Origin of the sequence: Xanthomonas hortorum pv. pelargonii, from assembly GCF_024499015.1 — a bacterium.
GTDB lineage: Bacteria > Pseudomonadota > Gammaproteobacteria > Xanthomonadales > Xanthomonadaceae > Xanthomonas > Xanthomonas hortorum_B.
This window is the reverse complement of the sequence record NZ_CP098604.1, coordinates 2,757,740-2,774,934: the sequence shown is the minus strand read 5'-3', so window position 1 is coordinate 2,774,934 and position 17,195 is coordinate 2,757,740. Positions and strand designations below refer to the sequence as shown.

Annotated in this window: 14 protein-coding genes and 1 pseudogene; 4 read left to right on the top strand and 11 right to left on the bottom strand. The window is 64.8% G+C overall.

Annotation, left to right across the window (positions count from 1 at the left end; all coding sequences use genetic code 11):
• Nucleotides 1-31 precede the first annotated feature (31 nt).
• The 4 genes and pseudogenes from dcp to arfB all read right to left on the bottom strand — a co-directional run bounded on the left by dcp (nt 32) and on the right by arfB (nt 4,345).
• Nucleotides 32-2,124 (bottom strand): annotated as a pseudogene (gene dcp / locus NDY25_RS12135) (peptidyl-dipeptidase Dcp).
• Nucleotides 2,125-2,166: 42 nt separating this feature from the next.
• Complete coding sequence (locus NDY25_RS12130) at nt 2,167-3,183, bottom strand: isoaspartyl peptidase/L-asparaginase family protein (RefSeq protein ID WP_168958607.1); 1,017 nt, start codon at nt 3,181-3,183, stop codon at nt 2,167-2,169.
• A gap of 98 nt (nt 3,184-3,281) precedes the next feature.
• Entirely contained in the window at nt 3,282-3,911 is a 630-nt protein-coding gene (locus NDY25_RS12125; RefSeq protein WP_168958608.1) for a lysophosphatidylcholine acyltransferase, read from the bottom strand.
• 2 nt (nt 3,912-3,913) lie between these two features.
• Nucleotides 3,914-4,345 (bottom strand): alternative ribosome rescue aminoacyl-tRNA hydrolase ArfB, encoded by a 432-nt coding sequence (gene arfB, locus NDY25_RS12120; RefSeq protein ID WP_006449817.1) that lies wholly within the window; start codon nt 4,343-4,345, stop codon nt 3,914-3,916.
• A gap of 55 nt (nt 4,346-4,400) precedes the next feature.
• Here arfB and NDY25_RS12115 point away from each other — a divergent pair, with 55 nt between their 5' ends.
• The gene (locus NDY25_RS12115) at nt 4,401-4,979 is read left to right on the top strand and encodes a DUF2059 domain-containing protein (RefSeq protein ID WP_256627991.1); all 579 of its coding nucleotides are present in this window, start codon (nt 4,401-4,403) and stop codon (nt 4,977-4,979) included.
• A 398-nt stretch (nt 4,980-5,377) separates the two neighbouring features.
• Here the strand turns inward: NDY25_RS12115 and NDY25_RS12110 are convergent, their stop codons facing one another.
• The 3 genes from NDY25_RS12110 to NDY25_RS12100 form a co-directional block, all read right to left on the bottom strand.
• Nucleotides 5,378-6,151 carry a pseudouridine synthase gene (locus tag NDY25_RS12110; protein ID WP_168958610.1) on the bottom strand — a complete coding sequence of 258 codons (774 nt, stop codon included), beginning with the start codon at nt 6,149-6,151 and terminating at the stop codon, nt 5,378-5,380.
• A 96-nt stretch (nt 6,152-6,247) separates the two neighbouring features.
• Entirely contained in the window at nt 6,248-7,921 is a 1,674-nt protein-coding gene (gene ubiB, locus NDY25_RS12105; RefSeq protein ID WP_168958611.1) for a ubiquinone biosynthesis regulatory protein kinase UbiB, read from the bottom strand.
• Nucleotides 7,918-8,562 (bottom strand): ubiquinone biosynthesis accessory factor UbiJ, encoded by a 645-nt coding sequence (locus NDY25_RS12100; RefSeq protein ID WP_168958612.1) that lies wholly within the window; start codon nt 8,560-8,562, stop codon nt 7,918-7,920. The genes ubiB and NDY25_RS12100 overlap by 4 nt, the downstream gene beginning before the upstream one ends.
• Nucleotides 8,563-8,756: 194 nt before the next feature.
• Between NDY25_RS12100 and ddlA the strand changes: the two genes are divergently transcribed.
• Together ddlA and NDY25_RS12090 are read left to right on the top strand one after the other, a co-directional pair.
• The gene (gene ddlA, locus NDY25_RS12095; protein ID WP_168958613.1) at nt 8,757-9,860 is read left to right on the top strand and encodes a D-alanine--D-alanine ligase; all 1,104 of its coding nucleotides are present in this window, start codon (nt 8,757-8,759) and stop codon (nt 9,858-9,860) included.
• Nucleotides 9,860-10,342 (top strand): GNAT family N-acetyltransferase, encoded by a 483-nt coding sequence (locus NDY25_RS12090; RefSeq protein ID WP_168958614.1) that lies wholly within the window; start codon nt 9,860-9,862, stop codon nt 10,340-10,342. Before ddlA ends, NDY25_RS12090 begins: the two co-directional genes overlap by 1 nt.
• Nucleotides 10,343-10,460: 118 nt before the next feature.
• Here NDY25_RS12090 and NDY25_RS12085 read toward each other — a convergent pair whose 3' ends face one another.
• The gene (locus NDY25_RS12085) at nt 10,461-10,619 is read right to left on the bottom strand and encodes a DUF1328 domain-containing protein (protein WP_003468167.1); all 159 of its coding nucleotides are present in this window, start codon (nt 10,617-10,619) and stop codon (nt 10,461-10,463) included.
• Nucleotides 10,620-10,683: 64 nt separating this feature from the next.
• A complete protein-coding gene (gene oleD, locus NDY25_RS12080) occupies nt 10,684-11,694 on the bottom strand; it encodes a 2-alkyl-3-oxoalkanoate reductase (protein WP_168958615.1) in 1,011 nt (336 codons plus the stop codon).
• A 459-nt stretch (nt 11,695-12,153) separates the two neighbouring features.
• On the opposite strand from oleD, the gene NDY25_RS12075 reads away from it, so the two are divergent.
• Nucleotides 12,154-13,134: a serine hydrolase domain-containing protein gene (locus NDY25_RS12075; protein ID WP_180336555.1), complete on the top strand. Its 981-nt coding sequence runs from the start codon at nt 12,154-12,156 to the stop codon at nt 13,132-13,134.
• A gap of 660 nt (nt 13,135-13,794) precedes the next feature.
• Here NDY25_RS12075 and NDY25_RS12070 read toward each other — a convergent pair.
• Nucleotides 13,795-15,348, bottom strand: a complete 1,554-nt coding sequence (locus tag NDY25_RS12070; protein ID WP_256627470.1) for a winged helix-turn-helix transcriptional regulator — start codon at nt 15,346-15,348, stop codon at nt 13,795-13,797.
• Between the two features lie 8 nt (nt 15,349-15,356).
• Entirely contained in the window at nt 15,357-17,012 is a 1,656-nt protein-coding gene (gene oleC, locus NDY25_RS12065; RefSeq protein WP_168958617.1) for an olefin beta-lactone synthetase, read from the bottom strand.
• Between the last annotated feature and the right edge of the window lie 183 nt (nt 17,013-17,195).

Genomic DNA, 17,195 nt, shown 5'->3' with positions numbered 1-17,195 from the left:
TGCATCCGCGTGCGTCGTGCACGCGGGTGTCTCACTCCGTCAAACCACGATTCTCCAGCAGCGCCTTGACGCTGGGATCCTTGCCGCGGAAATCGCGGTACAGCGTGGCAAGGTCCACGGTGTTGCCGCGCGAGAGGATCTTGGCGCGGAAGATGTCGCCGTTCTTGCGGTTCAAGCCGCCGTTCTCCTTGAACCATTCGAACGCGTCGTCGTCGAGCACTTCCGACCAGAAATACGCGTAGTAACCGGCCGAATAACCGCCGCCCCAGATGTGGTCGAAATAGCTGCTGCGATAGCGCGGCGGCACTTCGGCCAGGTCCACCTTGAAACGCTTCAACGCGTCGGCTTCGAATTTGCTCACGTCCTGCAACGATGCATCGGCCGGTTGGGTGTGCCAGGCCAGATCGAGCAGCGCAGCCGAGAGGTATTCGGTAGTCGCGTAGCCGCTGTTGAAGGTCTTGGCCTTCTTGATCTTCTCCACCAGCTCGGCTGGCATCGCCGCGCCGGTCTGGTAGTGCTTGGCGTAGTTGGCGAAGACCTTGGGATCGGAAGCCCAGTGCTCGTTGAACTGCGAGGGGAACTCGACAAAATCGCGCGAGGTGCTGGTGCCGGCGATCGAGGGGTACTTCACCGTGGAGAACATGCCGTGCAGCGCGTGGCCGAACTCATGGAACAAGGTGGTGACGTCGTCGAAACTCAGCAGCGCCGGCTGGCCGGCGGCCGGCTTGGTGAAGTTGCAGACGTTGTAGACCACCGGCTTGGCACCGGTGAGGCCGTCCTGTTCAACGAATACGTCCATCCAGGCGCCACCGGACTTGCTGTCGCGCTTGAAGTAGTCGGTATAGAACAGCGCCATCGAGGTGCCGTCCGCGTCGAACACTTCATACACCTTCATGTCCGCGTGATAGGTCGGGATGTCGGTGCGCTGCTTGAAGGTGATGCCGTACAGCTGCGTGGCCGCGTAGAAAACGCCGTTCTGCAGCACGTTGTCCAGTTCGAAATACGGCTTGATCTGCGACTCGTCCAGGTCGTACTTGGCCTTGCGCACCTGCTCGGCGTAGAAGTCCCAATCGGACGCGGCTAGTTTGAAGCCGCCTTTGAATCAGCACGCTGTGCATCGATCACCTTCTGCATCTCGGCCACTTCGCGGCGCGCCTTGGCAGTGGCGGCCGGCACGGTGTCGGTCAGCAGCTTGAGCGCGGCGGCCGGGTTCTTGGCCATCTGGTCGCCCAGGCTGTAGGCGGCGTAGCTGTCGAAGCCGAGCAGCTTGGCCTTTTGCGCGCGCAGTTGCGCCAGGCGCTGGATGGTCTGGCGGGTGTCGTTGGCATCGCCTTTTTCTGCGCGCGTTTCCGAGGCCTTGAGCACCTCGGCGCGCAGCTGGCGGTCCTTCAGCGACGCCAGCACCGGTTGCTGGGTGGTGTTCTGCAAGGTGAGCAGATACTTGCCGTCGAGCTTGCGCGCCTTGGCCGCATCGGCGGCGGCGGCGATATCGCCTTCGCTCAGGCCATCGAGCCTGGCCTTGTCGTCCACCACCACCGCACCGGCAGCCGAAGCGGCGACCAGACGGGTATGGAACTGGGTGGAGAGCGTGGTCTCTTCGATATTGAGCTTGCGCAGGCTGTCCTTGTCGGCATCGGACAGCTGCGCACCGGCGCGCACGAGTTCTTCGTAATCGCGCTCAAGCAGACGCTTCTGCTCCGGGTCCAGGCTCAGCGTGTCGCGCTGGTCGTAGAGGGTTTTGACGCGTGCGAAGAGCTTGGGATCAAGATTGATTTCGTCCTGGTGCGCGGCCAGCTTGGGCGCGATCTCTTCCTGGATCTTCTGGCGTGCGTCGCTGGTATCGGCCTGCACCAGTCCGAAGAAAATGCGCGACACGCGCGAGAGCGTTTCGCCACCACGCTCCATCGCTTCAATGGTGTTGTCGAAGGTGGGCGGTTCGGGGTTGTCGGCAATTTTGCGGATCTCGGCCAACTGCAGGCGCATGCCTTCTTCGAAGGCCGGCAGGTAATCGCTGTCCTTGATCTTGTCGAACGGCGGCGCCTGGAACGGCAGCGCGACATGGCGTGTGATTCCTGAGTGGGTAGAGCAGCCGGCCACGCTAGCGGGTTTACCGGCCGCTGGCATGTGCCGTTGGATTGGATGGACGGGTTCGGTTGAGGATGTGCGCTACAACGTCTCGTCCTTGAAGATCGCCACGTGCGGCGCGCCATCGGCGCCGATCCAGCCGCGATACATGCCCTCGGTGTTGAACGGGAACGCGGCATTGCCCTGCGCGTCCAGCGCGATGGCGCCACCGTCACCACCGGCCTTGGGAATCTCCTGGTCGATCACTGCTTCGGCCGCCTGTTGCAACGACTGGCCGGCGTATTTCATGCGGGCGCAGATATCGTAGGCGGCCACCGCGCGGATATAGAACTCGCCCCAACCGGTGCCGGACACCGCGCACTGGCTGTTGGCGTAGGTGCCGGCGCCGATGATCGGCGCATCGCCGACGCGGCCATAGCGTTTGTTGGTCATGCCGCCGGTGGAAGTGCCGGCGGCCAGATGTCCTTCGCGATCCAGCGCCAGCGCACCGACAGTGCCGAAGTGCTTGGCGGTTTCCAGATCGAGTTCGGCCTGGGCCTTGCGGTCGCCGGCCTCGGCCTTGAGCGCTTTCTGCAGTTGCTGCCAACGCTTGTCGGTGCGGAAATAGCTTGGGTCGACCAGGGTGACACCTTGCTCGCGCGCGAACTGTTCGGCCCCAGCGCCGGCCAGCATCACGTGTTTGGAATGGTCCATGACGCTGCGCGCCAGCTGGATCGGATTCTTGACCGTGTGCACGCCGGCAATCGCGCCGGCCTTGCCGGTGGCGCCGTCCATGATCGCCGCATCCAGTTCGTTCTTGCCGTCATGGGTGAACACCGCACCGCGCCCGGCGTTGAACTGCGGGGCGTCCTCCAGCACGGTGATGGTAGCGGCCACCGCATCCACTGCGCTGCCACCGCGTTGCAACACCGCGTGACCGGCTCGCAGCGCGCGTTGCATCGCCTCGCGCGCCTGCGCCTGTTCCTCGCCGGAAAGGCTGGATTTCTCCACGCCGGCGCCGCCGTGGATTACCAGCATCGGCGTGGCCGCCAGCACCGGGCCGGCAGCAAGCAGGAGGGAGAGCGACAAACACAGTGCGCGTGCGGACAAGCCCATCATGGTGTTTCCTCGGTGAAGGCAGCGAGGTGCCCGGCGGCGCCGGTCATGAATGCAGGCGACCGGCAGTGACAAAACCTTTCAAGCGCGTGGCCGCATCATCACAACGTATCGCGATGCTTACCGCGCCACGGCCGGTACCAGGTGCGGATGGCGGCGATATCGGCGGCCATGTCTGTGCCGGTCCAGAACGGCTCGCCGATGCCCACGGTCTTGCTGGGATAGTCGAAATACACCGGCAGGATCGGCACCTTGGAGTCGGAGGCGATCTTCCAGAAGCCGGCCTTCCAGTTCTCCACCCGCTTGCGGGTGCCCTCGGGGGTGATTACGTACCACATCTGTTCGGAGTTGCGGATCAGCCGCACCGCCTGGCCGATGGTGCCCTGCGGCGAGCTGCGGTCCAGCGGGATGGCGCCGAGTTTGCGCAGCAGCGGCCCCAGCGGCCACCAGAACAGCTGCGCCTTGCCCAACACGCGCACATCGAAGCCCAGCGCGAACTTGGCCGCAAAGCCCAGAAAGCCGTCCCAGTTGGACGAATGCGGGGCGACGATCATCACCAGCTTGGGTTCGTCGGGCAGCCGCCCGAGCAGACGCCAGCCGGTCAGGCGCAAGGCGGTACGGCCCAGCCAGCGACCGAAGCGGCCGTGTGCACGCGGCATTCTGGGTGGGGTTGGCTGCAGCAGGATGTTGGCCTGTGTTACCGGTGGCAACGACGGGTCGGTGTGACTCACGCTTACTCCCAGTGGGACGCAGAGCGTCCACGCTTGATATGGCTGCGCTCACGCTTGGCATCCAGCCGCCGCAGCTTGGCACCATGACTCGGTTTGGTGGCGACCCGGCGCTTGGGCACCGACAGGCACGCACTGATGATTTCGACCAGCCGCTCGCGCGCATCCTCGCGGTTGCGGTCCTGGGTGCGGAAGCGCTGCGCGTCGATCACCAGCACGCCATCGGCGGTCATGCGACGGTCGCGCCGCGACAGCAGCCGCGCGCGCAGGGGTTCGGGCAGCGACGGCGATCCAGCCACGTCGAAACGCAGCTCCACCGCGGTGGAGACCTTGTTGACGTTCTGCCCGCCCGCGCCACTGGCGCGCACGAAGCGTTCGACGATCTCGCTGGGCGGGATCGTCAGGCTGGGGGTGATCTGGATCGGGTCGCTGGCCATGCGCGCCGATTGTATCGGCAGCGGCGTGGACGCGCGCGCGAACGCCGGCTCCCGTATGCTGCGGCCGGTCCCCCGTGTGCAGGATGCTCCGATGACACCACCTCGTTCCGTTGCCGCCGTCCGCGCCTTCGCGCGCCGTCTGATCGTGCTGGCTGCGCTGGCACTCGCCACACCTGCCGCATTCGCGCAGGCGCCCAGCGATGCCGACGTCAACCGATTGCTGGCCGCCTCACGCGCGCAGACCATGCTGGACACGATGCTGCCGCAGATCGAAGCGATGCAGCAGCAGCAATTCGCCCAGCTCACCGCGCAGCGCCAGCTCGATACCGGCCAACAGGCGCAGTTGCAGCGCATCCAGGACCGCACCCGCCAGACCGTACGCAAGGCACTGTCGTGGTCGGAGCTGCGCCCGATGTATGTGGACATCTACAAGCGCTCGTTCTCGCGCGAGGACGTGCTGGCCATGGCCGAGTTCTACGAGAGCTCGGCCGGCCAGAGCCTGCTCGACAAGACCCCGGCGCTGACCCAGAACCTGATGGGCGCGATCCAGCAGAAGATGCTGCCGCTGTTTGCCGATCTGCAGAAGGATCTGGAAAAGATCGTTAATGAGCCGGCGGCGGCGCAGAAGCCCTGAAGGGCGGGGATTGGGGAATTGGGATTGGGGATTCGTAACAGCGTGATCCCTACGGCGAATGCGGATGCTAGGTCGATTGCGTTGACGATTCCGGCGGTGCCCCAGCTTTCCTCCAGTGGGAGAAGCTTGCTCCAGCCCCTCTCCGCCGGGAGAGGGAGTTGGGGTCAAGGCGGTAAGCGGCGAAGCAGCACGTGCATCCAAACTCCACCAGGCTTCGCTCGCACCCTCATCCGCCCCTCTGGGGCACCTTCTCCCGATAGGAGAAGGAACAGTCAAGCCCCTCTCCCGTCGGGAGAGGGGTTGGGGTGAGGGTACGGCTGCCTGAAAACGTTGCCGCTCGACGTTGGTGCACTGACAGATCGACGTTGATGCACTGACACATCCATGACCACGTCGCATCACTGCACGTGTGTCGTGCCTTGCAACCCCGCCACGTCCCACCCGAACAATGCACACGCTTTCGCAAACTCCACATCCAGCGGCGCCACCACGCTGAGACGCCGCCCATCGGCCGGATGCGGAAACCCCAAGCGCTCGGCGTGCAGCAACATGCGGTGGATCCCCAGCATGCGAAAACTCCGGTTATGCCGGCCATCGCCATGGCTGGTGTCGCCGATCATGTGATGCGACAGGTGCTTCATGTGCCTTCGAATCTGCCGAAAACGCCCGGTCTGCGGCTGGCAGCGCAGCAGCGCATAACGTGAGGTGGCAAAGCCGGTGGAGGGAATCTCCAGCTCGCCGGTGGCCAGCCGCTGGAAATGGGTCACCGCCGGCTTCTTGACCGGCTTGCCGGGGCCGCCGTCCAGATCGTGATCGACGATGAACTGCTGCTCGGCCGGCCAGCCGCGGCACAACGTCAGATAGTCCTTCTCCAATTCGCCGGCCATCAAAGCCTTGCCCAGCGCGCTTGCGCTCTCGCGATCGAACGCAAGCAGCAAGCAACCGCTGGTCGCGCGATCGAGCCGGTGCACCAGAAAGATCGGCCGGCCCAGCTGCTCGCGCAGGCGGTCGGCCAGAAAGTCGTCCTCCCCGCGCGCCAGCTTGCTGTCGTGGACCATCAGGCCCGCAGGTTTATTGACAACGGCCAGGACATCATCCTGGTGGAGAATCTGCAGCGGGTCGGTCGATATGCTCACCGGCCGATTATCCGCATCGCTGACAGCGCATGCCACTGCGTTGCCGCGCCACGACTCGAAGGCCGCATTGGTGCCCCGCTGCAGGCACTGCCGAAATGCAGCCGAATGCAGCGGGCCACCTATCGCAATGTGTCAGCGGCGCAGCCAGGCGATCAGCAAAGCGACCGAACCGGCCGTGCCGCTGACCCAGCTCCACACCGGCACCGTGCCCAGATACCAGCCATTCGGATGCAGGCCATACAGCACAGCGGCGACCACCAGCAGCCCGCTGCCGGTGATGGCAGTGACCACGCGCGTCTGCAACTTGCGCAGGCTCACATCCAGCGCGCGCAACTCGGCCGAGCGGATATCGAGCTGATGGCGGCCTTCCACCTGCTGCTTCAACCAGCTGTGCACCAGGCGCGGCATGTCCGGCGCGTGGGTCATGATTTCAGGTAGCCGCTTGCGCAATTCGCCCAGCACCCGGCGCGGGCTGTAACGCTCGCGCAGGATGCGTTCGAGCACCGGCCGCGCCACTGCCCAGATATCCAGCTTGGGATCGAGCTGGCGGCCGACGCCTTCGATGTTGAGCAAGGTCTTCTGCAACAGGATCAGCTGCGGCTGCAGCGTCAATTCGTAACGCTGCGCGACGCGGAACAATTTGATCAGCACTTCGGCCAGCGAAATCTCCGACAACGGCCGGGTGAAGTACGGCTCGCACACCGAGCGCGCGGCCGCTTCCAGTTCGTCGATGCGCACGTTGTCCGGCATCCAGCCCGCCTCCACGTGCAACTCGGCCATGCGGCGATAATCCTTGTGGAAGATCGCCATGAAGTTCTCGGCCAGGTAGTACTGATCTTCCTGCGAGAGCTGGCCCATGATGCCGAAATCCAGCGCGATGAAGCGCGGATTGAGCCGGCGCTCCGGGTCCGAGTCGACCCAGATGTTGCCGGCGTGCGCATCGGCATGGAAGAAATTGTCGCGGAACACCTGCGTGTAGAACACGCGCACGCCCTTGGCCGCCAGCGCCCTGCGATCGATACCGGCCGCATCGAGCTTGACAATGTCGTCGGAGGGAATGCCGTACACGCGCTCCAGGGTGAGCGCGCGCTCGGCGGTGTGCGACCAGATCACCTCGGGCACGTATAGATCGTCCGAGCCTTCCCAGAACCGGCGCAGCACGCTGGCGTTGGCGCCTTCGCGTTGCAGATCGAGTTCGGCCGACAAGGTGGCTTCGATCTCGGCCACCACTTCGCGCGGGCGGATCTTGTCCGCACGCGGATGGGTGCGCTCGACCAGGGTGGCCAGCGAATGCAGCAACGCGATATCGGCATCGATCTGGCGCTCGATGTCCGGGCGCAACACCTTGACCACCACTTCGCGGCGCACGCCATTGGCGTCCGGCGGTAGCGTGGCCGCATGCACCTGCGCGATCGAGGCCGAGGCCAACGGCACGGTGTCGAATGCGGCGAATGCCACGCTCACCGGCAGGCCCAGCGCGCGCTCCACGATCAGCCGCGCAACGTCGCCATCGAACGGTTTGACCCGGTCCTGCAGCAGGGTCAATTCGTCGGCCACGTCGGCCGGAATCAGGTCGCGCCGGGTGGACAGGATCTGCCCGAACTTGACGAAGATCGGCCCCAGCTCCTGCAGCGCCAGGCGTAGGCGCGCACCACGCGATTGCGCGGCGATCTCGGCGCTGGCACGCGGCACGAATGGCTTGGCCAGGCGCAGCCAGCGCTCGGCCGGCGTGCCTTGCAGCAAGACGTCCAGCCGATAGCGCAGGATCACCCGGCCGATGCGGCTGGCCCGCAGCAGCGCCTTCATGCCGCACCTCCGGCAGCACGCAAACGGGTGACGCGTGCGGCCAGACGTTCGACGTCGTCGCGCAGTTCGTCGACATCGTCGTGGAAGGCTTCCAGTTCGGCGCGTGGCACCACATCGCGCGATTCTTCGGTAACGAATTCGGCCGCGCTGTGCGCCAGATCCACCGCGCTGCGACGCGCCTGCTGCAGCGCTGCACGCACCGCGCCGGCGATCTGCACGCCCAGGATGTCGCCGAACACCGCCACGAACGGCAGTTGCCAATCCGGATCGAACCGCCCTGCCAGTTGTTGCAACTGGCGCGCCAGCTCGGCATCGCCGGAGACCTTGAGCCGCCCGGCCGGCGCGCCGCTACGGCGCGCATTAACCAGAAACGGCAGCTGGCCGAGCAGGCCGGCCAGCGTGCTGCGCACGGCAAGGTCCGGCTCGCGCGCCTGATCCACCGGGCCGACCAGCAGCCGGCGCTCGTGCACACGGATCTGCAAGGCCAGTGCGGGGGCTTCCAGGGTCAGCGCGATGCGCTGGCCTTCCAGCGGCAACAGGGCGTCGCGGGTATCCGGGTCCAGCGCCAGCGCGCGATTGAGCGCGGCTTGCAGGGCCTGGCCGGCGAGCGGCTTGAGTGAGTTGAGCAGTGATCCGGGCATGGGCCCATTCTACCGTCCCTGCATGTCGCAACTGCTTGACGGTGGTGTGGCGGATGCACGCCGGAGCCTGGCGCGGCGGTCATGGCAGGTCGCCTTGCTGGCAAGGCCGCTTGCGTCGGTCGTGGAGGACTTCCTTCGGCGCGCCTGCCGCGGGCATGCTGGCGACCTCATTGAACAGGTGGCAGGAGCAGGCGATGCGCAAGATCCGGGTCGGTCTCATCTTCGGCGGCAAATCGGCCGAACACGAGGTCTCGCTGCAATCGGCGAGAAATATTCTGGATGCGCTCGATCCGCAGCGCTTCGAGCCGGTGCTGATCGGCATCGACAAGCAAGGCCAGTGGCACGTCAACGACCCCGACAGCTTCCTGCTCAATGCCGACGACCCGGCGCGCATCGCCTTGCACCGCAGCGGTCGCGGCGTGGCGCTGCTGCCGGGTGCACAGCAGCAGCAATTGCGTCCGACCCAGCCGGAGCAGGCGCTGGCGCAGATCGATGTGGTGTTTCCGATCGTGCACGGCACGCTGGGCGAAGACGGCTCGCTGCAAGGGTTGTTGCGCATGGCCAATCTGCCCTTCGTCGGCTCCGGCGTGCTCGGCTCAGCAGTGGCGATGGACAAAGACATGGCAAAACGCGTGCTGCGCGATGCCGGGCTGGAGGTGGCGCCGTTCGTGTGTTTCAACCGCCACACCGCCGCACACGCCGACGTGCATGCGTTGGTTGCGCAGTTCGGTTTGCCGTTGTTCGTCAAACCGGCCAATCAAGGCTCATCCGTCGGCGTCAGCCAGGTGCGCACTGCGGAGGAGTTTGCCGCCGCACTCGCGTTGGCGCTGGCGTATGACCATAAGGTGCTGGTGGAAGCAGCGGTGACCGGGCGCGAGATCGAATGCGCCGTACTGGGCAATGCCACGCCGCAGGCCAGCGCATGCGGCGAAGTAGTGGTGCACGACGCGTTTTACTCTTACCAGACCAAGTACATCAGCGAACACGGCGCCGAGATCGTGATTCCGGCCAACATCGATGCGCAGACACAGCAGCGCATCCAGCAGATCGCGGTGCAGGCTTATCAGGCGCTGGACTGCGCCGGCATGGCGCGTGTGGACGTGTTTCTCTGCGCAGATGGCCGCATCGTGATCAACGAGGTCAACACGCTGCCGGGTTTCACCCGGATCAGCATGTATCCCAAACTATGGCAGGCAAGCGGGCTGGACTATCGGAGTTTGATCACGCAGTTGATCGAGCTGGCGTTGCAGCGGCACGCTGACGATCAACTGCTGCGTAGTGCGGTGGAACCGCGCTGATGAATCCATCGCAGCTGCGCGAGGTGCAGTTGCACGATCACCCGGCACTGCTTGCACTCAACAATGAGCATGCCACCGAATTGTCGTTGCTGGATGCCGATGGACTGGCCGCATTGTTGCAACTGGCCTGGCACGCACGCATCGTCGCGCCAGCGGATAGCTTGTTGATCGCGTTGGATCAAAATGCGGCGTACGCCAATCCGAACTTCGCGTGGATGGCGCAACGCTTCGCGCGCTTCGTCTACATCGACCGCATCGTGGTTGCTACGCATGCGCAGGGGCGCGGCCTTGCCAGGCAGTTGTATGACGACCTCATCCGCGTCGCACGCGCGACAGCGCAACCGCGGTTGGTCTGCGAGGTCAACCTGCTCCCACCCAATCCGGCATCGCTGGCGCTGCATCTGCAGTTGGGTTTCCTGCCGATCGGCGATGCGCTACTGGCAAACGGCAAGCACGTGCAATATCTCGAAAAACTGCTTTAAAACAGCCACAACACAGCTGTAGATCCCTCATAACGCAGATGGCCCGCCTCCTTGCGGAAGCGGGCCATCTGCGCGTCAATCGGCAGCGCCGCTGCCGTGACGTATCGCGGCTAAGTGGTTAAACCTTGCCGCGACGGAACATCGAGATCACTGCCAGGATCAGGAACACCACAAACAGGATCCAGGCGATGTTGGTCGCCGCACCGGCGATACCACTGAAGCCCAGCACAGCGGCGATGATGGCGATGACGAAGAAAATGATGGCGTAATGCAGCATGGCAAGGATTCCAGAAGTTGTCGTGCCGAATCGGCGCAGACGTATCCTGAAGATATGGCGGTCTTTACCGGGTGATGGCGATGTCGTTGGAAGATGAGGATCGCAGCCGCTGTAGGCCTTCTTCGATGCTGATACTAGGTATATAACCAAAGTCGCGACGCGCCGGTTCCATGCTGTACCAATGCGGCGTGCACAATTGTTCCACCAGAAAACGCGTCAACGGCACTTCGCCTGGCAGACGCAACAGTGGCCACAGGGTCTCGCACACCGCACCGATTCTGTAGGCGGTCTTGAACGACAGCGAACGCGTCACTGCCGGTGCATCCACTGCGGCCAGCAAGCGATTGAGCAACTCGCGCATCGGCAACGGTTCGCCATTGGAAATGAAGTACGCCTTGCCTGCGCAGGCAGCCCCGTGTGCAAGGTGCTCGAACGCATCGAAGTGCGCTTGTGCGGCGTTGTCGATGTAGGTGCTGTCCACCAGGTTGCTGCCATCGCCGACCATGCGCAGTCGCCCGGCGCGCGCACGTGCTGCCAGGCGCGGCAGCAGATGATTGTCGCCCGGCCCCCAGATCAGACGCGGACGCAAGGCCACCGTCGCCAGCTGCGCATCGTTGGCCGCCAGCACCGCACGCTCGGCGATCGCCTTGGTGGCTGCATAGGCTGCGCGAAGGCCTTCGCCGTAGGGCACTTCGTCGGCGCCCAGACCTTCCACCGGATTGGTGGCGCGATGGGTGACGCTGGGTGTGGAGGTGTAGATCAGACGCGGCACGCCATTGGCCCGACACGCGTCGATCACGTTCTGCGTACCGACCACATTGGCCTGGTGATAGCTGTCGTAGCTGCCCCATGCACCGGCCTTGGCCGCGTTGTGGAAGACCGCATCGATACCGACGAAGGCGTGCCGCACCGCTTGCGGGTCGGCCAGGTCGCCACGGATCTGGCCCACGCCCAAGGTCTGCAGAATCGGGTAATCGCCGCGCTGGAAACTCACCACCTCATGCCCACGCGCGCGCAGGCCGCGGCATAACGCCTGGCCGAGAAAGCCACCACCACCGGTCACCAGCACCTTCATTGCGCCACATCCATTGTTCCTGCAGGGCGCACACAATAGCCGGACCGGACCGTTATCGCGATGCGAAGCGCGCGGCCGGTCGCCTGCGGCTTGCGCAAGCCATTGATCGCAAAGAGCTTCATAAATCTTCATCGAGACATCAGGCAGTTCATTCGCGCTGCTGGCGTCATGGCCGGACCCTGGATCGCTGGAGTCACCATGACCCGCCTGTCGCTGCTGTTGTCCGCCCTGCTCGTCATCTTCCCGCTGCATGCCGCCCTGCCTATTGCTTCTCCAGGAGCCGCTTCTCCAAGAGCCGCCTCTGCAAAAGCCGCCACTCCAGGCATTGCCACACCAGGTCCATCGGCTGCCGCGTCACCGGCTGTGCCTGCAGCGACCACCACGCCACCCGCGCTGGATGACGGCTGGCCAGTCGCCAGCGCTGCCGCTGGCGGCTGGAACCTGCCCGTGCTGGCGCAGATGGAACAGGCACTGGCTGCCGATCTGGCGCCATCCACCACCAGCGTGCTGATCGTGCGCGATGGCGTACTGGTCTACGAACACTACCTGGGCGATGCCGATCGCCAGACCTTGCACGACACCCGCTCGTTGACCAAGAGCGTCACCGGGCTGCTGGTCGGTGCGGCGATCGAGCGCAAGTTGATCACCAACGCGCAAGCCAAGGTCTACGACTACTTCGGCGATCGCCAATGGCAGCATCCCGATCCGCGCAAGCGCGACATCACCCTCGAAGACCTGCTCACGATGAGCTCGCAGCTGGAATGCAACGACGACAATGAATTCTCCGCCGGCAACGAAGAGCGCATGTACGTCAGTGCGGACTGGACGCAGTTCGCCCTGGATCTGCCGATCCGTGGCTATGCGCCGTGGATGCAGCGGCCCGCGCAAAGCCCGCATGGCCGCGCGTTTTCGTATTGCACCGCAGGCTCCTTCCTGCTCGGTGCGGTGCTGGAAAAAGCCAGCGGACAGCGGCTGCAGGCGTTCTCCGCACAGGTGCTCGAAAAGCCGCTCGGGATCGATCAGGCGCAGTGGAATGTGTCGTCCGAAGGAGTAGGAATGGGCGGTGGCGGCACCCGTTACCGTAGCCGCGACCTGGCCAAATTCGGCCAGTTGCTGCTTGCACAGGGACGTTGGCAAGGCCGCCAGGTGATTGCCGCCAACTGGATACGCGCGATGACCAGCGTGCATGCGCAGGCACGCGACGATGCCGACTATGGCTACCAACTCTGGCACTTCCTGTTTCCGGTGCGCGGCGTGCAACGCGACACCTGGGCGATGTCCGGCAATGGCGGCAACTACGTCTTCGTCGTGCCCGAGGAGCGGTTGGTGGTGGTGCTCACGCGCAGCGCGTACAACACCCGGCAGATGCATCAGCAATCGCATCGGTTGCTGACCGACTACGTGCTCAAGGCGCTGCCTGAGGGCAACCAGACGCGCTGAAAAACATCTTTGACGCTGTATCGGTGGCAGCAACGTGTTGACCGCACTCGCCTGCGTTGACGCGTGGAGTGATGTCGGGAATGGCAGTGACATTGCAGATCGAAAGGAGCCGATCAGACCGCACCGCATCTGAAGGCAGCGCTGCACGCAATGCTCGCAATACTGCTTGCAAGCACGCATACCGACCATCTCCACTGGTCCTTGGCCGCTCACCGTCGCGGGACCTTACGCGGCATGGATGCCGCGTAAGAGCTTACAGGGACGTACTTGCAGCGTGTCCCGCGATGGTGGGCGGGCAAGGGCCCTGCAACCAAGCCGCAGATCATTCGCTCTACACCCGAGGCATCCGCACCGCTCGATCACCTTTCAAGGCAACCGAGAGCTTGCGCCTCGGCGCAGTTTGATGCTCCCAAACCGAGCGAGTCGAGGGCGCGATGCCCTCACCGCTTGCAGGACACGCCGTGAACCCATCCCTGGGGCTCGGTGGCGGCATCCATGCCGCCACACGGTCCCGCAAGCGGTGAGGACATCGCACCTGCCAACGTGGTCGTGTGCTGATGGAAACCACAAACCCGGCCGCGCAGTTGTTCGATACGGAATGCGATAGGCATGCACTGCGATGCACGCGTGCAGCCCACTCACCTTACCTATTACGGCGTGTCAGCCACGCTCGGAAGTCGCATCTGCCGGCAACAGATTACGAGCACGCAGTTGCGTGCGCTGGGCAGCAAGATCGGTATCGATACGTGCCAGCAACGCAGCAAATTCCGGCACGGTGCGCAGCGGTTGCAGCAGCGGCGACTGACGCAGATAGCCGGCGTTGCGGTAGCCGGCGGCTTCGGCATGCTGCAGGGCGCGCATCGCCGCGTCAGGCGCATCCGCACACAGCAGCAGTAATGTCGCATCGACTGCATCGAACGGATCGCCGCCACGCTCCACGCTGACCAACAATTCCTGCGCGCGCACATGCAGCATTGCGGCTTCCGGTAGCGGCTGCGCCTGCAGCGTCCACGCCACGGTCTGCGCGAAGCTGCCCTGCGGTCGAAGCTGCACCGCTCGCAGCGCCGCTGCGCGCGCAAGCGCCTTGTCGCCACGCAGCCACGCAAGCTCGGCCTGTAGCAACGACAGCCCTGCGTACTCGGTACCGCGGCTCTGCGCCTCGCTCAACGCCATCTGCGCTTCGGCCGCGCGGCCATGTTCGAACAGGAACGTAGGCCAGGCCAGATTGGAGAAAGGATCGTCCGGGTACAGCTGAAAATTCTTTCGGTAGCGCGCCTCGGCTGCACTCGCATAACCGAGCAGACTCAGATTGCTGGCGATCTGGATCGGCAAAAATCGCACGCGCGTCGGGTCGTGCACCGCCAGGTTGGCCGACAGCGCCTGCACCAATTTTCCCTGGCGCTCGTACAGATACGCAGCCGAGCCGCGCACCGCATCGGCACTGGGATCCAGCTGCAGTGCCTGTTCGTAGGCTGCCAAGGCATCGCCATTGCGGCCCTGGCAATCCAGCGCATAACCACGCGCGGCATCCGCCGCCGCAAGGCCCGGTTGCACGGCCACAACAGCATCGGCCAGTCGCAAGGCCTGCAGCGCAAACGCTGCATCGCCGTCGTACTGGCACACGCGCGCACTGTAGGCGCGGCTGAGGCCGAGTTGCGCCTGTCGATCGTCCGGTGCTTCCTGCAGGCGTTGGCGATACAAGCCGATGGCGCGTTCGTTGTCGTCGCGCTGGCCGATGCCGGCGTAGTAATCGGCACGCTGCAACAATGCGGCTTGCGCTGGTGGCGCATCACGCGTTTGCAGCCACCAGATCACGCCTGCGCCGATGCAGACCAACGCCACAATGCAGGCAGCAATCCAGACTCCACGTCGCCGCAGCGCGTCTGCGGGCGGCGCTTGTTCGACCTGTACCGGCACGCAGAGTTGATAACCCTGCCCGCGTACCGAGCGCAGGTAACGCGGTTGCCGCGAGTCGTCGCCCAAGGCCTGCCGCAACAGGCGCACACGCTGGGTGACGGTTTCTTCGTTGACCAGCGCTGGTGCCCACACGTTCTGGATCAACTCGTCGAAATCGACTACCCGCTGCCCCTGCTGCAGCAAATAGTGCAGCAGGCGAAAACTCAGCCCGCCAACCTCGAGCGCAACACCGCCGCGCTCCACGCGCTGACGCGCCACATCGATGCGCAGGTCATCCAGACGATAACGCGCGCGCATCGTTGGGCTCAGTGCGACTGCTGCGCCGCCCAGACCGCCAGCTTTTCGCGACCGATCTTGGCGTTGTGGCGGATGTCAACCGGAAACCCGGAATGGCGCAGAAAACGCGCGATTCCTGCAGTGTGCGGGTGCGCCGCACCCAGCGCGCGCAATGCGGTTTCCACTTGCGCAAACGCCGATGCCGAGACACCCGGCTGCAATTCCACGCACAGCACCGGCTGCTGTTGTCCGGCTGCGCCCACACCGACCAACGCGGTGCGCCGCACCTGCGGATGCACGTTGAACACCGGCTCCACCTGCTCGGTGTAGAGCGGGCCAGTGGCGGTTTCCACGCGATGGGTCTTGCGGCCGCAGAACCACAAGCGCCCTTCGGCATCGAAATACCCCACATCGCCCATGCGATGCACGATGCGCTCGCTGCCATCACTGCTGCGCTCACGGATCTTGGCGATCCGCGTGGCCGCGTCGCGGTTGAAGTAGGTATCGGTGGTGGTGGGACCGGCCACGGTGATCTCGCCGACCTCGCCCACCGCCAGCACGCGCGTGCCGCTCCACTCGGGAATGGCCGCATCGTCGATGGCGATGATGCGCACTTCATTGGGCGCGACCACGTGGCCCACGCAGGTGCCGGCGCCTGCCTCGGTGGCTGCGCGGGTGGCATCCAGGGTGCGGCCTTCGATCGCTGCCACCGGCAGACATTCGGTGGCACCGTACGGCGTCCAGAATTGCGCCTCTGCCGGCAGCAGCGCACGGATCTTGGCCACCACATCCGGCGGCACCGGCGCACCGGCCGAGGTGGCCAGGCGCACGTTGGGCAGTGGCTGGCCATAGTCCGCCAGCACGCGCATCAATGCCGGCGAGCCGAACAACTGCGTCACACCGAAGCGGTTGATCGCATCGTGCAATTTGCGCGGATCGGCGGTGGCCGGGCGGGTCGGATCCATATCCGGAATCACCGAGGTCAGCCCCAATGCCGGATCGAACAAGGCAAACGGCGGGAACGTCGGCAGATCTACACCACCGGGCTGCATGTCGAATGCATTACGCAGCAACTCGATCTGCCCGACGAAATGCCGGTGTCGATACACCACACCCTTCGGCACGCCGGTGGAGCCGCTGGTGAAAAGAATAGCCGCCACATCGTCCGGCGCAGTGTCGGCCAATTGACTGCCGGCGCTGGCGCCATCGCGCTCCACGCGCGCCAGCGTCACTCCGCCCCAGCCGTAGCGGCCACCGACGGCGACGATCTGCTTGGCAGAGCGCGCCCAACGCAACAGACGACGCGCCAACTGCGCCAGCGGAATACCGATAAATGCCTGCGGCTGCGCTTCGTCCAGGCATTGCTTGAGCGCGCGCTTGTCGATGCCCGGATCCACCAGTACCGGCACCGCACCGGCCTTGAACAACGCAAACATCAACAGGAAGAACTCCGGCGACGGCCGCACCATCACCACCGCGCGCGCGCCACGTCCGATGCCGTGCAATGCCAGCCCGGCGGCGATCGCATCGCTGCGCGCGTCCAGCTCGGCATAGCTCAAGGTCACATCGTAGGCAGCAAATCCGTTGGCGGCGCGACGGCCCGGGCAGCGGATGGCGATCTGCTCGGGGCGCTCGCGCGCGAGTTCCGGCAGGGTGGCGGCGATATTGCAAAGAAGAGTTGTCATTGCCGCATTATCACCCATGCGCCGACGGTGCCGCCCCGCTTGCGTCATTTCAAAACGTCATACGCCCGATGGAGCGCGCCGGCATCGCCTATCCCGAGTTGCCCTGATGACGCGCCATGCGGCCCTCACGATGTGGCGCAGGGTTCGCGCTACACACCCTGCTTAATGGGCGACTCGCTCCAT

Coding starts and splice junctions, on each gene's coding strand:
- oleC (WP_168958617.1), bottom strand. CDS start 17,012: ATGACAACTCTTCTTTGCAATATCGCCGCCACCCTGCCGGAACTCGCG.
- NDY25_RS12070 (WP_256627470.1), bottom strand. CDS start 15,348: ATGCGCGCGCGTTATCGTCTGGATGACCTGCGCATCGATGTGGCGCGT.
- NDY25_RS12085 (WP_003468167.1), bottom strand. CDS start 10,619: ATGCTGCATTACGCCATCATTTTCTTCGTCATCGCCATCATCGCCGCT.
- NDY25_RS12075 (WP_180336555.1), top strand. CDS start 12,154: ATGGAACAGGCACTGGCTGCCGATCTGGCGCCATCCACCACCAGCGTG.
- NDY25_RS12130 (WP_168958607.1), bottom strand. CDS start 3,183: ATGATGGGCTTGTCCGCACGCGCACTGTGTTTGTCGCTCTCCCTCCTG.
- NDY25_RS12115 (WP_256627991.1), top strand. CDS start 4,401: ATGCTGCGGCCGGTCCCCCGTGTGCAGGATGCTCCGATGACACCACCT.
- oleD (WP_168958615.1), bottom strand. CDS start 11,694: ATGAAGGTGCTGGTGACCGGTGGTGGTGGCTTTCTCGGCCAGGCGTTA.
- arfB (WP_006449817.1), bottom strand. CDS start 4,345: ATGGCCAGCGACCCGATCCAGATCACCCCCAGCCTGACGATCCCGCCC.
- NDY25_RS12090 (WP_168958614.1), top strand. CDS start 9,860: ATGAATCCATCGCAGCTGCGCGAGGTGCAGTTGCACGATCACCCGGCA.
- ddlA (WP_168958613.1), top strand. CDS start 8,757: ATGCGCAAGATCCGGGTCGGTCTCATCTTCGGCGGCAAATCGGCCGAA.
- NDY25_RS12100 (WP_168958612.1), bottom strand. CDS start 8,562: ATGCCCGGATCACTGCTCAACTCACTCAAGCCGCTCGCCGGCCAGGCC.
- ubiB (WP_168958611.1), bottom strand. CDS start 7,921: ATGAAGGCGCTGCTGCGGGCCAGCCGCATCGGCCGGGTGATCCTGCGC.